The following is an 18942-nucleotide window of genomic DNA, read 5'->3' as shown; positions in this document are numbered from 1 at the left end:
CCTCCATCGCATGTGGGCCGATGGCACGGAGTTCCGCTGGGGCAAGGAGGCGCAGGCAGCCTGATACAGCGCGGAGAGGATGGAGCTTCGGGCAGGACGGGTCAGTCCGATCCTGCTCGTCTGAGGTCCCGTCGCCGGGACGCGGGAGGCAGTGAGGCCGGGAGTAGTGCTGTGGAAACCCCCTGGGGCGAACCACGCGTCTTAGATTGGCCCGCTGGCTCCTTTCTGACCGCATGATGTGGCGGCCTCGTGCCGACCACGGACGGAAGCATGACACCGGCGACGTGGTACTCACTCGAGGGGCTTGACGCCCGAAGGCCCATTACGGAAGGCACTATGGATGACCGGGTAATCCGCGAGATCCAGGGGCGGATGCGCGGGGGCATTTTCGACCCCGAGGTGGCGGAGAAGCAGAAGAAGGAGACGGAGCGGGCCTACGAGCAACAGCAGCGCACCGCCGAGCGCACTTACGACCGCATCGCAGATTACGCCGGAGACACCTTCGCCGACATCTTTCTGGACACGGAAGGCGGCTGGGATCAGACCATGAAGCGCCTGGAGCGCACCGCGGTCGCCACCTTCGCGCGCATTGCCTTCGAGGCCGCGGCGCGGCCGATCATCATGCCGGTGATCCAGAGCTTCCAAGGGGTGATGGGAGGGGGGCAGGCGGTACCCGGCGGAACCGCGTCCACGCTGATGGGCGGCGTTGCGACTAGCGGCGCCCCTCAGGCAGTCCAGCCGAATGGCTTCAGCGCGCGCGAGGTAGGCGGTCTATTCGACAGCTCGTTCTTCGGCGGCACGCAGAAGTTCAGCGACGGCCTTGTTGGGCGATTTGACCGTTTTGCCCAGACGAATATCGGTGGCTTCCTGGATCGCCCCCTCTACACGGTCGGGACCGACACGAGCGCGGCGGTGTTTCCGGGCGAGGCAGCACAGTTCAGCACGGACGTGTCGATCGGCCAGGCGGCAGGCGGCGCAGTGGGCGTGATCGGCGGCGCGTGGGGCATCTACTCCGGCATCCAGCAGGGTGGAGCCAAGGGCGCGGCGAATGTCGTCAGCGGGACGGCGGGGCTCGCGGGCGGTGCGGCCACGCTGGCCGGCGGCGCGGCTGCGGGCGGCATCATCGGCGCGGTAGCCACCGTGGCCCCCTACATCGCTGCCATCGCGGCGATTGTCGCGATGATGCTCCCGGCCCAGAAGCCCTCCGACAAGACGCAGACCTCCACCGTGGATTTCTCCACGGACGGGATGACGGCGGGCGGACTGACCGGCGACCGCTATTCCAAGGACAACGCCGAGACCGCCACGAACATCGCAACGGCGTTGCAGGATCTGGCCAACAAGATCGGTGAGAGCTACGGCTTCACGGCCGGCGGGCGCATGCTGGTCGCGGCAGGTTCGCGGGATGGCCTGGTCCTGCAGCACGGCGCGGCCGGCTACCGCTTCAGCAATGACGAGGCCGGCGTCTCGGGCCTGCTCAAGAAGGCGACGAGCCTCATCCTTGAGGAGAACGCCCCGGCGCTCAGCAAGGATCTGGCGACCACCTATGCGACGGTCGGCGCCTCCGATCCGGACAAGCTCATCGCGGCCTTGGATTGGACCAACACGGTCTACAAGGAGCTGAACAAGACCTCCGAGGAGCTGGCCGGCAGCACGAACCAGTTCGCCGAGGCCATGAAGGCCCTGCGGACGCCGTTCGATGAGGTGATCGCCAAGGCCAAGGAGTTCGGCCTGGCGACCGAGACCATCGCGGAGCGCCAGAAGGAGGCCACGGACAAGCTCATCAAGGAGCGCGATCAGACCCTCCAGGACATCTTCACCAACATCTCCGACCGGGTTCTGGTGGCGACGGGCGGTGACACCTTCGACCGGCAGATGCAGGTTTACTACCGCCAGCAGGACGCCCAGCGCCGCGCCATGGAGGAGCAGGTGCGCCAGCTCGGCGCGGGCGCCAATGTGGTCCAGGACGTGCTGCGCGCCATGGTCGGGGCCATGGAGGCCGAGGCGGAGGCGATGGCGCGCCAGAACGAGGGCGCCCTCCTCACGCAGGAGCGGGATGCTCTCCGGGGCCTCTCCTCGCAGGGCAACGTACTGACCACCTTCCTGAACCGCGAGGCGCTAACGGATGCCAGCCCGCAGCAGCAGTTCCTTGCGGCCCAGGAGACCTACCGGGCGGCGCTGGAGCGGGCGAGCCAGGCAGAGGCGCATAACGCGGACCTCGGGTCCGTCACCAGCGCCGCATCCGAGCTGCTCAAGGCGACCGGGTCCTTCTACGGCGAGGGAGCCGAGGCTGCCCTGATCCGCACGGGCGTGACGAACCAGGTCCGGGCGCTCGGCGCGGATCTTGGCCTGCCCGGCTTCAGCGACAGCGCCAAGGTCGAGCAGACCCTCAACCGCTGGATCGAGGTCAGCACGGACAGCACGGCCGCGCTTGAGGGGCTGCGGGATGAGGTGAACCAGCTCAGGGAGGAGATGCGTCTCCATCGCATCGATCGGGTGGATGACCGCGCCGTGCGCTCCGATGACGAGTTCCTGAGGCCTCGCGCGGCATGACCCAGGCGGTTGATCCGATCTGGGCCGTGGCGGTGGCCAGTCCCGCGGCACGGGCGCCGATCCGCGTGCCCTACGGCATGACCGGCGCCCTCCCGGGCTCCACCTTCCGCATGCCCGCCCTGGGTTCCTCGGAGCCGCCGGTCAACTACTTCAGCGACCGCGGCTGGACGGGAGAGCCGGACGACCCGGACGCGCCCAACGTGGACTGGCCGGCCCGGCTGCTGGAGCCCCCGGCGATCGAGATGGCCGTCCCGATCTATCCGACCGAGGCGCGGCGGTTCGAGACCAATGCCGGCGAGGTCATCCTGGCGAACGGGGATGGCGCGCTGGACAACCTCACCACCGACTGGCGGCTGGCCGGCCGGACCTGCGAGGTGTTGCGCGGGCCCTATCAGAAGGGCCGGCGTGCCCCTCGGGCGTCCATCGTCACGGTGGCGCGGTTCCGCATCGCGCGCCTGGCCGCCGGCTCCTCCCGGCTGCGCCTGCCGCTGGGCAGCGCCGTGGGCGAGCTTTCCATGCCGGTCTGCGGCACCTATGCCGGCACGGGCGGGCCGGAGGGCACGGCCGCCATGGCCGGCCAGGAGAAGCCCTGGCGCGCGGGCCTGCACCGCAACGTCGCGCCCGTGCAGATCCACCCGGGCCTGCTCGCCTATCAGCTGCATGACGGCCGGATCCACGAGATCATGTCCGTGCGGGCGCGCGGCGCCGCGGTGGCGCCGGCCGGCGACTTCCCGACCTGGGCGGCCCTCGCGGCGGCGGTCGTGGCCGGCGGCACCTACGCCACCTGCCTCGCCCTCGGCATCCTTCGCATCGGCACCCCGACGACCTCCCTGACCGTCGATTTCCGCGGCGCGGCTCCGGCCGGCACGGGCTACATCGGCATCCCGGCGGTCATCGCGCAGCACCTCCTCCGCACCCAGGGCGGCATCACGGCCGACCGGGTGGACGTGGCGGACTTCGTCGCCTGGCCCTGGAAGGAGGTCCGGCTGGACGGGGCCGGCCTGTCGGTCGCCGGGGCCCTGGACAAGCTGGCGGCGGGTGTCGGCGGCTGGTGGGGCGCGGACCTCGCCGGCCGGTTCCGGGGGGGCAAGCTTGCCCGGCCCGAGGCCACCGCGCCGGTTCTGGCCATCCAGCCCTGGATGCTCTCCGCGCCGCCTGACGAGATCCCGGAGAGCGCCCAGCCGCCCTGGTATCGGGTGCGGGTGGCCTATCAGCTGCTCGGCGTCACCCAGGCTGGCGAGAACTTGGTGGGGACGGTCAGCGAGGAGATGCGCGCCTTCTGGGGCCAGGGCTATCAGGTCGCCACCTCCTACAGCGTCGAAACGCAGGCCTACGGCGCGGCGGTGGACGGGCCGCTAGTCGAGAGCGCCTTCGACACCTTCGATGACGCGGAGGACTACGCGGACGAGCTGCTGCGCCTCCACGCCGCGCCGCGCCGCGGCTGGCGCATTGGCATCCGCTCGGATCAGGCCTGGCGCTTCTGGGACGCGGTCCGGCCCGGCGCCGTGGTGTCGCTCATCTGGCCGCATGTCCGGGCGCTGCGCGACGGCCGCCCGATGGTGGTGCGCCGCTTCTCGGCCCGGGGTGACCGGATGGCCTTGGAACTCTGGGGGTAGAATGGGAGCGGTGATCTCCTGGGTGAACGCGCTGGAGCGGTCCGGCGCGGTCATGAGCGCGACCAGCGAGGCGGGGGGGCTCGGCGTGCGCTCCGTCCTCTCGCCGACCATCGCCGAGGTCTGGCGCAGCAATGAGGGCGGCGCGGCGACGCACCGCATCGAGATCGACCTGGCGGCTCATCTCCCGCTGCGCCTCTTCGCCTTCGCCGCGCCACGCGACGGCGTGCGGCCGGGGGCGGGGGCGACCTGGCGGGTGCGGGTGAGCAACGGCAGCATGGGCGCCAGCGAGGCGCTGAACTCGGGCGTGCTGCAGGCGGACGGCCCCACGGGCACCGCGGCCTATCTGGGCCCGGCCGGGGTCACCGGGCGCTATGTCCAGTTCTCCTTCTACGGCGTCGCCGGCGACCCCTACTGGCAGATCGGGCGCCTCTGGGCCGGGGACACCCTGCTGGTCGAGAGCGGCATTGCCATGGGCTGGCAGCGCGGGGCGGTGGACACGGGCTCCTCCGAGCGCTCCCCGCTGTCCGGCGTGCGGAACACGCAGCGTGGCGCGGTGGCGCGCCGCCTGGACTTCTCCTTCCCGAGGCTGACGCCTGCCGAGGCGGAGGCCCTGGATCAGATCGCCCTGGATGTCGGCACCACGGGCCAGGCCTTCGTCTCTCCCTTCGACGGCAACAAGCCCGCCATGTTCGGTCGCTTCACGTCCCCGCCCGACCCGGCACAGGTCCGGCACCAGCGCTTCTCCGCGCGCATCACCTTCGAGGAGGACCTCTGATGGGAACGCCAGTCCTGGGCGGCGATCGGGTCCTCGTCACCACCACGACCACCGGGACCAGCGCCTATGTGCTGGGCGCCGCTGCGGCCGACACCTTCCTCACCCCGGCCGCCGAGGGCATCCCGAGCGGCTCGCGGGTCATGTACACGGTGCAGGACAGCCTGGACGCGCCCACCCTGTTCGAGAAGGGCGAAGGCATCTTCACCGCGGGCTCCCCCGCGACGCTGACCCGCGCGCAGATCAAGGGCGGCTCGAACGGCACCTCGGCCGTCAACTGGAGCGCGGGGCCGAAGTACATCTTCCTGAGCCTGCACGCCGACAAGGTGGCGATCCGCGACACGGACGGCCGCATCCCGCACACCCAGGACGCACCGGGCCGCATCAGCCAGCTCCGGCGCGACACCGGCTTCTCCGTGCCGAACGACACCCTGGCGGACATGGCCTGGGACGTACGCGGGCCCGACAGCCTCGGCGTCATCGGCGCCGGCTCTGGGCCCTTCGGCCAGTTCACCGTGCAGGAGGCGGGGGTCTATGCCGTGGAGGCGACCCTCACCTTCGCGGGCAATGCCACTGGGCAGCGGCGCCTGGTGATCGTGGTCAACGGGGTGGAATGGGGCGCGGACCGCAAGCCGGCCGCGGGCACCGATGTCGTGGAGCTGGGCGTCAGCAAGCTCCTGGCCCTGGCCGCCTCGGACATCGTGAAGGCCCGCGCCTACCAGAACAGCGGTGGCGGCCTGATCGCCGGCGGCAACACCCTCAGCACCTTCAGCATCGCCAAGATCGGCGGCTGAGCCGCCCACCACCCCCTTCATTCGGAGTAGCGGCATGTCGGACACCGTCCCGGCAGAGGTCGTGACGACCCTGCTCGTCAGCGGCGTCGCCACCCGGCCGATGCGCTTCTGGGCCCATGAGAGCGTGCGCTTCACGCTCCAGTTCCGGGACGGCCCTCGCGGCGCGCTGATCGATGTGGACGCCGCGGAGATCTCGGTCGTGTTCCGCCCGCCTGGCGGCGCCGAGCAGATCATCCCCCAGGACTACGTCCAGCGCCTGAGCACCGGCATCTACACCTTCGCGGCCGTGCCGGCGCTCCCTGGCCCGTGGAAGGTCTTCGCGCGCTGCACCACCCCCTCCAGCACTGTTGCTGTCCGGATCTTCCGTGTCGCGCCTATCCCGGCAGGGGCTGTGCCGCCGCCCACCACGCTGATCACCGACGCATCGAAGCTGTTCCTGCTGCTGTCGCGTGACGGCTCCTTCATCTCCGCTTGACGAGGAAGCACATGTCCGGATCGCTCGCCTTTGGCACCAAGGGCATCGACGTTGCCATTGCCGAGACCCCCGCCGGCCAGCGCGCCATGTCGGCCTTGCAGCCGGGCACGGCGCCGTCTACCGCGGTCATGCACCAGTCCTTCACGGGAGCCCTGCTGCGGACCGTCGGCGGCAAGCTGACCGAGGCGCCGATCTCGCCATTCGACATCCTCAAGACCCCCTTCGACGGCACCGACTGCACCGCCTGGCTCACCACCCTGCTGTCCCGGGGCGGGGATATCTGGCTGCCGGATGGGGACTACCTCATCGCCAGCGCCGGGCCGGACAGCGGCGGGGTCAATGTCGTGCTCACCAAGTCCACCCGTATCCGCTGCGGCTCCGGGGCGCGGTTCTTCACCAATGCGCCTGGGCTCGACAACGACATGATCCGCTTCACCGTTCCGCCGAACGGCGCCGGCCTGCCGGCGAAGGGGATCGACTTCTCCTGGACCGGTGGGGTGTTCGACCAGGCGCAGCAGAAGGGCTCCACCTCCATGCCCTTCATGGCCGAGTTCCCCTCGCCGAACCCGGGGGCCTCCTCCACCTGTGACGGCCTCTCCATCCGCGGCGACTTCAAGGACCTGAACGGGGCGACCTGGGCGGGGATCCGCCGCTGCATCGTCAAGGACGTGGTCTTCGATGCCGGGGCGCATTGGCAGAGCGCCGGTGGCGATGGCGGGCTGTTCATCGGGGGCGTCCGCAAGGCCAGGGTGGAGGGGAACACCTTCAAGGGCTGCCGCGATGTCGGCTTCTACGCCTCCGCTTCGGATGACGGCGTGGTCGGGGGCAACTACGTGGTCCGCAACAACGACTTCCTGCACTGCTTCCATGGCGCCGCCATGAAGCGCGGCGTGCTGGGCTTCAACATCTCGGACAACTACGGCGAGGGCTGCGTCCGGATGGTCACGATCGACTATATCGTGGCCTCCGCCTATGGCGGCTCGGTGCGGAACAACACGGGCAAGAAGTGCCACGTCCTGGCGCGGGTGGACCAGGGCCGCAACATCACCGTCCAGGACAACCTCTCGATCGAGGCCGGCGCCTTCCTGGCGGATGGGGCGACGCCGGTCGCGGTGATGTCTCCCTATATCGTGGTGCTCCAGGGCGCGCAGGACTGCATCGTGGTCCATAACAACAGCACGGGCATCCACCCCACCGTCGCGGCCAACTACCCCACCTCGGGCTATGCCTATGCCGTCTCCAATGCCCAGGACGATGCCACGATCAAGTCCCAGAACAACCGCCTCATCAACAATCGGGCGACCGGCTGGCGCGGCCTGGGCGTGGATCAGGGCATCAACACCACCATGGTGGACAATGAGCTGATCGGCGGCACAGTCCCGCAGTTCCTGCTTGGCGGCAGCGGCCAGTACGAGGTGCGCGTCAACCAGGCCACCCGGCGCCGCGACTACTCCCACGGCATCAACCTGGCCGATGGCTCGCCCACCAATGTGGCGCTGGGGCGGCGCGGCAACGACAATCACGGCATCTACTGGGGCACGAACCTGATCGGGTTCGCCATCGCCGGCACGGCGCAGTTCATCGTGGACAACCGTGGCGTGCGACTGCCCGGCATCGCCACCTACCCCGATGACGCCGCGGCCCAGGCGGGCGGCCTGGTGCCCGGCAACCTCTACAAGACGGGCGACGGCACGCTGCACGTCGTGGGCTGACGCCAGGCCCTTCACCACCACCCACATCGCAGGAGCATGGCATGGCCATCCCGGAGGGCAGCCTGACGGCTGCCAGCCCCACCTCTGACTGGTTCGCGCCGACCGGCCCCTTCCGCATCTGGCGCGATGGCGGCACCGGCACCCTGGCGCTCCACGAGCGGGCCGCCGGCGACACCGGCAACGGCGTGGATACCGGCGCCACCCTGACCGCCGCCGGCTCCATGCAAGGCGAGGCGGGATACCGCGGCACGAGCGAGTTTCGCCTGGTGCTGACCGGCGCCGGCCCTGTCGCCTTCAAGGTCTTCGGCTCGTGACCTTGTGGCCGGTTCTCCGGCCGGTCCTGCGGCCGGCGCTGCGCGGCATGTTCGACACTGGCGACGCAATCCGCATCGTCGGTCCAGCCGCCTTCGCTGGAGCATTCAGCCGCACCACGGTGGGCAATGCGCGGCCGGCATCGGGGGCGGGCTGGGAGGCATACGCCATCGACCGGCCGAGGTTTACGGGCCCGGGTCGAGCGCTTCTGTGGGAGAACCTCCGCGCCAATCTCCTGCTGAACTCCGTGGCGCCGGCCACGCAGTCCGTCACCGTCACGGCGCAGGCCTATACCCTGACCTTCGAGGGCACGGGCAGCGTCACGCTGTCGGGGGCTTCGACGGGGACACTCGCCGGCACCGGGGCCAACAACCGTGTCTCGCGGACCTTCACGCCCACGGCGGGCAGCCTGACACTGACCGTCACGGGAGACGTGCGCCTGGCGCAGCTGGAGGCCGGAGCGTTCCCCACCTCCTGGATCACCACCGGCGGCAGCGCCGTCACCCGCGCCAGCGATGTGGCGACCTTCGCCCCGGCGAACGGCCAGCGCGGGACCCTGCTGGGGACGGTCACCTTTCCATTCCTCGACGCCTATCAGGCGCCGGTGCTGGTCTCGGCCAACGGCAACATCGCGAATGGCTTCTGGTGGCGCGTAAACAGTGCGGGGACGCTGGTCGCGCAGGGGGCGGTGGGGGGCGCGGCCAGCCAATCCGCCGGGGCTGTTGCCAGCCCGGCCGGCCACCCCCTGAACTTCGCACTGGCCTGGGACGAGGTGAGCGCGGTTCTGCGCGTTGCCGGGTCGGCCCCGCTGAACTTCGGTGGGATGGTTCCCGCCGCCGGGCTCAACCGGGTCAGCGTCGCGGGGCATTCCTCGTTCCCGACCTTCTTGGAAATGCCCCGGCTCGACTACTACGCCGCGAGGCTGCCAGACGCCCAGCTGCAGGCGTTCGCGGCATGAACCCCCGCTTCCGCGCCGCGCTGCGGCAAACAGGGGAGGCCTAGAAGATGCCCACCCCCATCCGGCGCGCCTACCGCACTTTCCGTTTCCTCTTCGAGCGGGAGCCGTGGGTGTTCGAGGTCATCTTTGGCTTCTTCACCGCCGTCTTCTTCCTCCTGCTCTGGGTGGACTGGCGCGACGGCCCGGCCTTCGGCTCCATCGTGGTCCTCTCCGAGGTGCGGCCGGAGGACTTCTGGAAGTGGGCCGGCATCGGTGGCGGTGCCTTCCAATGCGGTGCCGCCATCGCGAGCGACCGTGGCGTGCCCTACCTGAAATGGCCTCGATGGATCTGCGCCGGCTGGCTCTCCGGCCTCTGGGGCGCCATGTCGGCCGCCGCCTGGATCGCGGCGCCCTTCACGCCCACGGCAGCCATCTACGCGGCTTGCGCCGTGGCCAACCTCTATGTCGCGTTCCATGTGCTCTGGGAGGACGAGTATCGGCGTCCCCGCCGGGCGGGGGGGTAGTCCGTGGACCCTGTGCAAGCGGCCGGGGCGGTGTTCTCGCCCGCCACCATCGCCGCGATCGGCCCGACCGCCGCCGTCATCCTGTTCATGGGCATCATGCTCTGGGTCTGGGTGCGTGGCCGGGAGGAGCGGCAGGCCAAGATCAATGAGGACATCGCGAAGTCCCTTCGCGAGGATCAGCGCGAGCTCTTCGAGCGCCAGGCGGGTGAGATTGAGGGGCTGAAGGTGGACAGGATCGCGCTTGAGGCGCGGCTGAAGGCCACCGAGGAGCTGGTGAGCAAGCTGCGCGGCTGCCTCTACGAGCAGTACGTGTTCTGGCGCGAGGCGAACCACGCCGCCAACAACGCTCGGGACCTGCTGGTCAAGGCGCGGATCATGTCCGTGCAGGACTTCGAGCCGCTGCCCGAGCCGCGGCTTCCGAAGGCATAGTCCGCGCGGACGCAGCTCCCGCCGCTAGGAGCGCCCACCCGCATAGACTACCAGGGCCAAGCTGACGACGAAGAGGATGACACCCGTCGCAATGAAGAACTTCTCAAACACTGAGTGATCCCTCCTTGCCCAAATAGCGTCCGACGCCTGGCCGGGCGGCCGGGCACCATGAGAACTGCTGCGGCGGCTGTGTGGTGGGGGACCTGCCCGCATCCTAACGGAGCACCGCCCGAAGCAGCAGCATAAGGCATGCCAGCGAGATAGCGATAGCAATGCCCGCGTAAATCGTTGCCCTCATCAGCTGTGACCTCCGGGCATCTACTTACCATGCCGCCGCCCGGCGGTCAGCCGTCACTGAGGAGGTGCATCGGCAGCACGGCCTTCTCCTTCGCGGCATTGCGGATCTCCTCCGCTTGGGGCGCGGTGGGGTCCACGAGAGCATAGAAGCGCCCCATGAAGGTCTCGTAGCGGACCAGCATGACCTTCCTGCCCTTCCCCGGATCAAGGATTGGGTAAATCGAGAGCACCCGGGCGCTGCCTGGGGGAATGTCGTCAGCCATTCCACGCCTCCTCGGCCGGAGAGGCTGAGTGCCGTGCCGCCCGCCGCTGATCACTAACCTGTCCGAAGTTTTCGCACCCGCAGCCCGGGCGGTCATCCGGGGTACCTCTGACAATTTGGAGAAGACGATGAGTGACAGCCCCGAGCTGCCGCCCGCGGAGCCGCATGCGCCCGCGGGACGGATGAACCCTGCCCAGCTGCTGGTGGGCCTCGCCGCCCTGTCCCTCGCCGCCTGCGGGGTCGGCCTGATCGTGCTGGTGGACATGCCCACCGAGAAGGCCGTCATGGTGGCCGGCTTCGTCGGCGCCGCGGTGGGCTGGGCCGGCAATGTGGTGGCCTACTATTTTGGCTCCAGCGCCGGCAGCGCGGCCAAGGACGCGCAGCTGAGCCAGACGGTGCGGGGGATGTTCCGGTGAGCGCCTCTCGCTTCGCCACGCTGATCGACGGCGTGCTCGGCCGCGAGGGCGGCTACTCCAACCACCCCTCCGACAAGGGCGGGGAGACCATGTGGGGCATCACCATCGCCCGGGCCCGCGCGGCCGGCTACAGCGGCCCCATGCGCGCCATGCCGCGCGACACGGCGGTGGAGATCTACCGCCTGTTCTACTGGACCCAGCCGGGCTTCGACCGGATCGATGAGGTCGCGCCGGAGCTGGCCGAGAAGCTGCTCGACATCGGGGTGAACATGGGGGCCGCCGTGGCGGGGCGCTTCCTGCAACGGGCACTGAACCACCTCAACGGCCGGGGCAGCCTCTATGGCGACCTGGTGGTGGATGGGATCTGCGGCGCCATGACCCGGGCCGCGCTGAACTCGCTCATCCAGCGGCGGGGGAAGGAGCTGGCGCTCCGGGTGCTGCTGGCCATGGCCACGGCGCAGCAGTCCGTCCGCTACGTCGAGATCACCGAGGCCAATCCCGCCCAGGAGGACTTCGCCTGGGGGTGGCAGGTCAATCGGGTGGTGACCGCGGCCTGACCCTGGCACGCTTGCCGGAGCCGGATCCCGCTGCTCCTTACTTCGGGAAGAAGGTCAGGCCGGGCGGGGCGGAGGAGCGCCCCGCCCGGCCCCTCGGTGCATCTGGTGCAACCCGGCGGCATCGTGTTCGTTGCTGCACCGCACGCCCGTGGTGAACCCGGAGGCGGGTTCCGCAAGTCCGTCCCCCTGGGGCCGCTCCCCTGTACGACGCAGCCACGGCTCCCCTTTCGCGGCTATGAGATTATGCGGACGCGTCTATCCGGCCCTGGAGCAGAAAGACGCTCTGGCCTGCGCCATCGCCCGTCTGCTGCTCTATACGGACCTGGCGGCGTTGCTGGGCGTGGATCAGCCGAACGTAGGCTGGGCCTACTATCTCCCGATCCGTCCACCTAGCCGGGGGCACTTGCGGAACGAGGGGGAGGTAGTAGCAGCCTCCCGGACCATCTCCGCGACAATGACGAGCTGATCCACCAGGGCTGCAATCTCTTGGTCGCCTGCCGTGATCACCGGTTCGTTATCCGCCATGACGGGCTTGTACCGTCCTACTATGGGCCCAGCAAGCTCGGTGCGGGGCACAGGCCACACGGGCTTCTGGCCGTCGGCGTGCATCGTCAGGAGCCCTGCACTCGCTGTGGATGCCGCAGCGCCGGGCCGCGGAGCGGGAGCTGTGCGAGACGGGGCTGCCCTGATTACTCCTTGATCAGCAGCCCCCAATCGTCGTCGGTATCCGCAACGACAATATTGATGAGGCAGTGAGCGTCACTGTTTCCTTGGGGTTGGATATAGCTGAACAGCCTGCTCTGCACTTTCCCCGAGAAGCTGGCGCCAGTTTCTGCATTCTGAATACTTACATAGTCGCCAACGGACGGGAGCAGGCCAAACTGCTGCTCCGTGAAGGCGACCGGCATGGTGTCGCCCTCATCCCGCGGGCGCGCATCTCTTGCGGCCATGTGCTGGAAGTTCGCGAAATACTTCACTTCATTCCTCATTCTTGAGCGTTCCGCCGTGCCGCCGGAGCGGCGCGGGGGCCCAGGCTGTTTGCACCAGCCCGAGCCGCATGGGGTTAAGCCATGCACGGATGAACCGCCCCGCTACCTCCGGCCGGAGGCGGGGCCAGTAGAGTTGTCATCACCAATGCTGACAAGCCCAACCCCCGCCCCTTACCTCGGCGGGAAGCGCAACCTCGCGCGCCGGGTGATCGCCCGGATCGAGGCCATTCCCCACCGCACCTATGCGGAGCCCTTCGTGGGCATGGGCGGCATCTTCCTGCGCCGCCAGAGCCCCGCGCCGGTGGAGGTCGTCAACGACTTCTCCCGCGACGTCGCCAACCTCTTCCGCATCCTCCAGCGGCACTACGTCCAGCTGATGGACACCCTGCGTTGGCAGATCACCAGCCGGGCCGAATGGGATCGGCTCAACGCGGCCAATGCGGACACCCTGACCGATCTGGAGCGGGCTGCCCGGTTCCTCTACCTCCAGCGCCTCACCTTCGGCGGCAAGGTGGCAGGCCGCAGCTTCGGCGTGGATCCACGCACCTCGGCGCGCTTCGACGTGAACAAGCTGGGGCCGCAGCTGGAGGCCATCCATGAGCGCCTGGCCGGCGTGGTGATCGAGTGCCTGCCCTATGCCGCCTTCCTGGCGCGGTACGACCGGCCGGGCACCCTGTTCTATCTCGACCCGCCATACTTCGGGTGCGAGGGCGACTATGGGGCGGGCATGTTCAGCCGGGAGGACTTCGCCCGCCTGGCGGAGATCCTGGGCGGGCTGAAGGGACGCTTCCTGCTGTCGCTGAACGACACGCCGGAGGTGCGGGAGACCTTCTCGGGCTTCTCCTTCGAGGAGCTGCCCGTCACCTACACGGTGGGCGCAAAGCACGGCGGCGGAGGCAAGCGGGGGGAACTGCTGATCAGCGCCCCCGCCTGATCACGGGGGCGGCTCGAATGGGCCAGGATGGGCTGGCACCTCGGCGCGGTGGCGGTCCATCCAATCCTGGGCCGGGCCGAAGAGCCACTCCCCGTGCGCCCATCCCAGGTAGCGGAGCATGGCCAGCACGGCGGCGCTCGCGTCCCGCACGTCACCACCCGCCGCTAGATAGGCAGCCTCGGCCCTGGCCAGGCATGTGAGCTGGTCCTGGCCCTCGCCGCGGGCTGCCCGGTAGGCGAGCCCGGCTGCGCTCAGGTGGTCGCGGGGCCACCCAAGGTCATCGGCCGCCAGGGCGTTGGCGGGCATCGGCAGCGGTCGGTCGTGAAGGAAGTCAGGCCGCCACCGGCTCCGCCAGCGCCCGGCCGAAGGCGTCACGGATCGCGGCCATGCAGGCGGCGGCATTCTCGGCCATCCGGCGCTCGGCCTTCTTCGTGACCTCCACCTCATCGATCGCCTCGGCCGCCTGCTCGGCCGCCTCGGCGAAGCCGTCCCGCATCTCCTCCAGCCAGCCGCGGACCTGCTCCTCGTCGCCCTGCTCCCGCAGGCCGGCGATGATGTTCTCGACCTCGATCGTCATGCGGCCGGGGGTGGGGTTCTTCTGCATCAGGCGGGTGATGCGCTGCGCGACCTCCTGCTGGACGGACGGGCGCTGGGGCTGCTTGGCCATGGTCGGGTCCTCTGTGGGTGTGGCGAGTGAGGGTTGCCTAATATAGGTGGCGTTCCCTTTGTGTTCCAGTTTGATTGTCGATCCGGAGGGTTGTGAAGCCGCCCAGGTCAGCCATGATGAAGCCAGCGCGCTAACCGGGTAGATGGCCGGGTATATCGGCGGTGGCGGCGGGATAACAGGATGTGATTTCAACGGCGAAGCGGGCACAGTCGTATAGCCCCTGCGGCAACGCGCAGGGCCTCGGCGCGCGCTCGGGCGCCTTCCTGCGCTTCGCCTGGCAGGCGGCGCGGCTGGGGCTGGGCGGCGGCTTCGACCTGCTGCTCGCCTCCTCCACCCCGCTGACGGTCGCGCTGCCGGCCTTGGCGGCGCGGCGGCTGCGCGGCGTTCCCTTCGTCTTCGAGATCCGGGATCCCTGGCCGGAGCTGCCGCGCGCCCTGTCCGAGGCGCATCTGGGCGGCGGGGTGCCGGGGCCGGTGCTGGCCGGGATGGAGGCGCTGGCGAATGCCGCCTGCCGCCGGGCCGAGGCCGTGATCGGGTTGACGGAGGGGATGGCGGAGACGGCGGTCGCGCGCGGCGCCGATCCGGCGCGGGTGCATGTGGTGCCCAATGGCTGCGACCTGGACCTGTTCGGGCCGCATGTCGCCCCCTGGCGGCCGCCCGAGGCGGCCTCCTGGGAGGTGCTGGCCGTCTATGCCGGCGCGCATGGGCGGGCGAACGGGCTGGATGCCGCGATCGAGGCCGCGACGGCCCTTCGCAACGGTGGGGAGCGTCGAGTGCGGCTGGTGCTGGTGGGCGAGGGCGGCGAGCGCGCGCGGCTGATGGAGGAGGCGAACCGCCGGGCGCTGCGGAACGTCACCTTCCTCGACCCGTTGCCGAAGACGCGGCTGGCCGGGCTGCTTTCGGGCGCGGGGATCGGGCTGCATCTCCTCGCGCCCATCCCGGCTTTCGCGGAATGGACCGCGCCGAACAAGCTAATGGACTACCTTGCCGCCGGGTTGGCGGTGGTGACGAACGCGCCGGGGCGCGCCGCGCGGCTGATCGAGGCCGGCGCGGCGGGGGAGGCCTGCGGCATCGCCGTGGTGCCGGGCGATGCGCAGGGCCTGGCCGGAGCCCTGGCGGCGCTCGTCGCGGGGCCGGCCCGCCGCGATGCGATGGGCCGGGCGGCGCGGGAACGCGCGGTGCGGCTCTGGGACCGGCGGCTGCATGCGTCGCGCTTCTGCGACGTGCTGGAGGCTGCGCAGGCTTCCGCGATGCGGCGCCGCGCGGCCGGGGCAGGTGCGCTTGCTTCCTGAACTGCACCTCATCGCCGCGGCGCGGCCGAACCTGCCGAAGCTGGCCGCGCTGCTGCACGCGCTGGCCGAGGCGCCGGCCATCTGCGCGCCGGTTCTCGTGCATACCGGCCAGCATCATGACACGGCGATGTTCGGCGGGCACCTGGCCGATCTCGGCCTCGCGCCGCCGGATGTGTCGCTCGGCATCTCGGGCGGGGGACATGCGGCGCTGACCGGGCGCACGATGATGGCCTGCGCCGAGCTGTGGGCCATGCGCCGGCCGGCGATGGTGGTGGTGGCCGGCGACGTGGACGGCACGCTGGCGGCGACGCTGGCCGCGCGCAAGCTCGGCATTCCCGTCGCGCATCTCGAGGCCGGGCTGCGCTGCGGCGACCTCGACATGCCGGAGGAGATCAACCGCCGCGCGGTGGATGCGGTGAGCACGCTGCTCTGGGCGCCGGACGAGGCGGCGGCGGCGCGGCTGCTGGCGGAGGGGCATGATCCGCGGGCCGTGCGGGCCGTCGGGAATGCGATGATCGACAGCCTGCGCCGTGCCCTGCCCGCGGCGCGCGCGCGGGCCCTGCCGGCGAGACTCATCCCCGGCGGCTATGGCGTGCTGACGCTGCACCGGCCCGCGAATGTGGACAGCCCGGATGCGCTGCGCGCGTTGCTCCAGGCCGTTGCGTCGGCGACACGGAAGCTGCCGCTCGCCTGGCCGGTTCATCCGCGCACGGCCCAACGCCTTTCGGAATTCGGCCTTACCGTGCCAGAAGGCGTCATGCCCCTTCAGCCGCTCGGATACCTTGATTTCCTTGGCTTGATTGCAAGTGCGCGCCTTGTCGCAACCGACAGTGGTGGCGTGCAGGAAGAGGCCTGGGCGCTCGATCTTCCCTGCCTCACGCTGCGTCCTTCGACGGAGCGGCCCGTGACGCTGGAGGCGGGCACGAACCGGCTCGTGCCGCCCGCGCGGCTGGCGGAGGCGGTGGGCGCGGTGCTGGCGGGCGAATGGCCGCGCGCGCGGCCGATCCCGCTATGGGACGGGCAGGCGGGCGCGCGCATGGTGGCGCATCTGGCGGAGCGGCTCGGCGCCGCGCATCGGGAGGTCGCGGCATGAGCGGCGCGCGGAGGGGAGGGCCGGAGCCCTCGGCGAAGTCGGCCGCGCTGAAGCGGACCGCGGCGCGCGAGGCGCCGCTGGTGCTGATGCTCTCGGCCGCGCATCCGCCGACCGATCTTCGCATCGTCGGCAAGGAAGGCGCGGCGCTGGCCGAGGCGGGCTGGCGCGTGACGCATCTCGCCCCCGCGCCGCTGCGGGGCGCGCGCGACGTGCCGCAGAGCCAGGCGGGCGTCGAGATCGTCACCTATCCCCGGCCGAGCGGCTGGATCGGCCGCCTGCGCGCGGCGCGGGCGTTGGCGAAGCGCGCGGCGCGGCTGAAGCCGGACGTGATCCACGCGCATGAGCCTGACAGTTGGTACGCTGCCATCCTGGCCGCGCGGCAGACCGGCGCGGCCGTCGTGCTCGACGTGCACGAGCACTATCCCTCGCGGCTGGATGCCAGGTTGCCGGGCCTGTTCCGTGGCCTGGGCCGCAAGGCCGTGCGCGCGGCTTGCCGGTGGATGGCGGCGCGGGCCGATGCGGTGGTGGTGGCGAAGGACGGGCTGGAGGATGCCTTCCCCGAGGCGGAGGTGGTGCCGGTCCGCAACTATGCGGCGGCGGTGCCGGTGGAGCCGCGCGCGCATCGCCATGGGCCGGTGACGCTGACGCATCTCGGCGCGCTGACGCGCGAGCGCGGGGCCTTCGAGATGCTGCGCGCCCTGGCGCGCTGCCCGGAGGGCACGCGGCTTTCACTGATCGGGCGCTTCACCGATGCGTCGGAGACCGACTTCCTCTCCGAGGCGAAGCGGCTGGGGCTGGCGGGCGCCGTGGAGCGCCATGGCTGGTTGCCGCACGAGGCGGCGGTGCAGCGGGCGGCCGAGGCGGATATCGGCCTGGTGCTGTTCCAGCCCGGCGTCGAGAACCACCGGCTGGCGCTGCCGCACAAGCTGTTCGACTGCATGCTGGCCGGCCTGCCCATCATCGTGCCGGACTTCGCCGAGGAGGTCGCGGCGGTGGTGCGGGACACCGGCTGCGGCGTGCTGGTGGACACCGCCGACCCGGACACCGTGGCCGAGGCGGTGCGCGCCCTGGCCGACCCGCATCTGCGGGCCGAGATGGGCGCCGCCGGCCGTGCCGCCGCGCTGGGCCGCTTCGGCTGGGCGGGCGAAGCCGAGCGGCTGATCCGGCTGTATCAGGAACTGGCACCGCTGCCCCAGGCCGAGCGGCCGCGCGACGTGGCGCCCATGGCCGCTGCCCCGGGCCAGCCAGCCGCCGAGGCGGTGCCTGAGCCGTCCGCCGCGCCCGGCCCCTCGGTGCCGGAGCCGGTCCATTCCGCGCCGGTCCAGCTTTCGCCCACACCGCCGGCGCCGGTGCAGCCCATGCCCGCCCAGGCGCCCGAGCCAGTCCCAGCGCCAGCTCCAGCGCCCGTCCCAGCGCCGGTGGCGGCTCGTCCGGCGGAGCGCGTCGCGCCGCCAGTGATCCCGGCGCCCCGTCCCGCTCCCATGCAGGCTCCGGCTCCCAGCGCAGCGGACGCCTTCGCCCACCTGTCCGCGGCGATCCGCGGGGCGCGGCCTCATTCCCCTTCGCCCGAGCCAGCCGGACTGACGGGAGAGGCCGCGCCGCGGCTGCTGCTGGATGCGGCGCTGGGCGCGGCGCAGGAAGTTCCGCCCGTGCTCGCCGCGCTGCTCGCGCGCCAGGAGGCCGAGCCGGCGCCCGGGCCGTCGCCGGTCCTGCTGCCCGGCGAATTGCCGCCGCCTTCCCAGGTGCTCGGGCCCATGCCGGAGGCGGTGCCGGGTGTGCTGCCGATGGCAAGCGCGCCCACGCCATCGGCGGCGCTGGGGTCCATGGTGCAGGCGCTGCGGGCTGGTGCGCCCCCCGTGCCGCGGCCGGCCGCCCCGGCCGAGCCCGTCTTCTCCCTTCTGGCCGGGATGCGGGAGGCCTCCGAGGCGCCTTCCCCGCCGCCTGACACCCCCAGGCCCGTGCCGAAGCCGCCTGAACCCGTTCTCTCCGAGCTGACGGGCCGGGCCATTCCGGCTGCGCCGGAGAGAGGCGCGCCGGAGACGGGCGCGCCGCGGCTGCTCTCGGAGGCCGGTCTCTCCGGCGGCCGGGGGCTGCCGGCTTCGGTCGCCGCCCTGCTCGCGCGCGACGCGGCGGCGGTGGCGGAGGCGCCGGCGCTGCCGCCCATCGCCTCCGACGTGCCGCTGGTGGAGGCGGGGCTGCGCCTGGCAGACCGGCGGGCGCCCGATCCGGTGCCGCCGGAATGGCGCCTGCTGCAGGCCATGGCTGCGCCGCAACCCGCGGGAGTGGCGCAGCCGGCCGAGGGCCGCTAAGG

At 71.0% G+C, this 18942-nt stretch carries 20 protein-coding genes; 16 read left to right on the top strand and 4 right to left on the bottom strand.

Annotation, left to right across the window (positions count from 1 at the left end):
* Positions 1 to 336: 336 nt before the first annotated feature.
* Genes BUB97_RS11350 through BUB97_RS11305 form a run of 10 tightly spaced genes read left to right on the top strand, consistent with a single transcriptional unit; the run spans position 337 to position 10124 of the window.
* Entirely contained in the window at positions 337 to 2553 is a 2217-nt protein-coding gene (locus tag BUB97_RS11350) for a hypothetical protein (protein ID WP_073134764.1), read from the top strand.
* A complete protein-coding gene (locus BUB97_RS11345) occupies positions 2550 to 4169 on the top strand; it encodes a hypothetical protein (protein ID WP_073134763.1) in 1620 nt (539 codons plus the stop codon). The genes BUB97_RS11350 and BUB97_RS11345 overlap by 4 nt, the downstream gene beginning before the upstream one ends.
* A 1-nt stretch (position 4170) precedes the next feature.
* Positions 4171 to 4944, top strand: a complete 774-nt coding sequence (locus BUB97_RS11340) for a hypothetical protein (RefSeq protein WP_073134762.1) — start codon at positions 4171 to 4173, stop codon at positions 4942 to 4944.
* On the top strand, positions 4944 to 5735 hold the full coding sequence (locus BUB97_RS11335) for a hypothetical protein (protein WP_073134761.1): 792 nt from the start codon (positions 4944 to 4946) through the stop codon (positions 5733 to 5735). Before BUB97_RS11340 ends, BUB97_RS11335 begins: the two co-directional genes overlap by 1 nt.
* A gap of 34 nt (positions 5736 to 5769) precedes the next feature.
* Complete coding sequence (locus tag BUB97_RS11330; RefSeq protein ID WP_073134760.1) at positions 5770 to 6210, top strand: hypothetical protein; 441 nt, start codon at positions 5770 to 5772, stop codon at positions 6208 to 6210.
* 11 nt (positions 6211 to 6221) lie between these two features.
* Entirely contained in the window at positions 6222 to 7922 is a 1701-nt protein-coding gene (locus tag BUB97_RS11325; RefSeq protein ID WP_073134759.1) for a right-handed parallel beta-helix repeat-containing protein, read from the top strand.
* Between the two features lie 41 nt (positions 7923 to 7963).
* Entirely contained in the window at positions 7964 to 8236 is a 273-nt protein-coding gene (locus BUB97_RS11320; protein WP_073134758.1) for a hypothetical protein, read from the top strand.
* Between the two features lie 47 nt (positions 8237 to 8283).
* A complete protein-coding gene (locus BUB97_RS11315) occupies positions 8284 to 9192 on the top strand; it encodes a hypothetical protein (protein WP_139281331.1) in 909 nt (302 codons plus the stop codon).
* 47 nt (positions 9193 to 9239) lie between these two features.
* A complete protein-coding gene (locus BUB97_RS26205) occupies positions 9240 to 9695 on the top strand; it encodes a hypothetical protein (protein ID WP_073134749.1) in 456 nt (151 codons plus the stop codon).
* Positions 9696 to 9698: 3 nt separating this feature from the next.
* The gene (locus BUB97_RS11305; RefSeq protein WP_139281330.1) at positions 9699 to 10124 is read left to right on the top strand and encodes a hypothetical protein; all 426 of its coding nucleotides are present in this window, start codon (positions 9699 to 9701) and stop codon (positions 10122 to 10124) included.
* Positions 10125 to 10468: 344 nt separating this feature from the next.
* Here BUB97_RS11305 and BUB97_RS25830 read toward each other — a convergent pair whose 3' ends face one another.
* A complete protein-coding gene (locus BUB97_RS25830) occupies positions 10469 to 10684 on the bottom strand; it encodes a hypothetical protein (RefSeq protein ID WP_139281329.1) in 216 nt (71 codons plus the stop codon).
* A 127-nt stretch (positions 10685 to 10811) separates the two neighbouring features.
* Between BUB97_RS25830 and BUB97_RS11300 the strand changes: the two genes are divergently transcribed.
* The gene (locus tag BUB97_RS11300; protein WP_073134744.1) at positions 10812 to 11099 is read left to right on the top strand and encodes a hypothetical protein; all 288 of its coding nucleotides are present in this window, start codon (positions 10812 to 10814) and stop codon (positions 11097 to 11099) included.
* Positions 11096 to 11656 carry a glycoside hydrolase family 108 protein gene (locus BUB97_RS11295; protein WP_073134742.1) on the top strand — a complete coding sequence of 187 codons (561 nt, stop codon included), beginning with the start codon at positions 11096 to 11098 and terminating at the stop codon, positions 11654 to 11656. Before BUB97_RS11300 ends, BUB97_RS11295 begins: the two co-directional genes overlap by 4 nt.
* A gap of 689 nt (positions 11657 to 12345) precedes the next feature.
* On the opposite strand, the gene BUB97_RS25825 is transcribed toward BUB97_RS11295, so the two are convergent.
* On the bottom strand, positions 12346 to 12645 hold the full coding sequence (locus BUB97_RS25825; RefSeq protein WP_073134740.1) for a hypothetical protein: 300 nt from the start codon (positions 12643 to 12645) through the stop codon (positions 12346 to 12348).
* A gap of 145 nt (positions 12646 to 12790) precedes the next feature.
* Here BUB97_RS25825 and BUB97_RS11285 point away from each other — a divergent pair, with 145 nt between their 5' ends.
* Complete coding sequence (locus BUB97_RS11285) at positions 12791 to 13579, top strand: DNA adenine methylase (protein WP_073134738.1); 789 nt, start codon at positions 12791 to 12793, stop codon at positions 13577 to 13579.
* On the opposite strand, the gene BUB97_RS11280 is transcribed toward BUB97_RS11285, so the two are convergent.
* Positions 13580 to 13885 carry a hypothetical protein gene (locus BUB97_RS11280; RefSeq protein ID WP_073134736.1) on the bottom strand — a complete coding sequence of 102 codons (306 nt, stop codon included), beginning with the start codon at positions 13883 to 13885 and terminating at the stop codon, positions 13580 to 13582. It lies immediately after the preceding gene.
* Positions 13886 to 13910: 25 nt separating this feature from the next.
* A complete protein-coding gene (locus tag BUB97_RS11275) occupies positions 13911 to 14246 on the bottom strand; it encodes a hypothetical protein (RefSeq protein WP_073134735.1) in 336 nt (111 codons plus the stop codon).
* 182 nt (positions 14247 to 14428) lie between these two features.
* Between BUB97_RS11275 and BUB97_RS11270 the strand changes: the two genes are divergently transcribed.
* From BUB97_RS11270 to BUB97_RS11260, 3 genes are read left to right on the top strand one after another with little or no spacing between them, the layout of a single operon-like run.
* Positions 14429 to 15538 (top strand): glycosyltransferase family 4 protein, encoded by a 1110-nt coding sequence (locus BUB97_RS11270; protein ID WP_073134734.1) that lies wholly within the window; start codon positions 14429 to 14431, stop codon positions 15536 to 15538.
* Positions 15528 to 16631, top strand: coding sequence for a non-hydrolyzing UDP-N-acetylglucosamine 2-epimerase (gene wecB / locus BUB97_RS11265; protein WP_073134733.1), 1104 nt, complete (start codon positions 15528 to 15530; stop codon positions 16629 to 16631). The genes BUB97_RS11270 and wecB overlap by 11 nt, the downstream gene beginning before the upstream one ends.
* Positions 16628 to 18940 (top strand): glycosyltransferase, encoded by a 2313-nt coding sequence (locus BUB97_RS11260; RefSeq protein WP_073134732.1) that lies wholly within the window; start codon positions 16628 to 16630, stop codon positions 18938 to 18940. Before wecB ends, BUB97_RS11260 begins: the two co-directional genes overlap by 4 nt.
* Positions 18941 to 18942: the final 2 nt, after the last annotated feature.

The organism is Muricoccus roseus (genome assembly GCF_900141905.1).
In the GTDB taxonomy this organism is placed as follows: Bacteria; Pseudomonadota; Alphaproteobacteria; order Acetobacterales; family Acetobacteraceae; genus Roseomonas; species Roseomonas rosea.
This window is presented reverse-complemented; position numbering and strand designations above follow the sequence as displayed.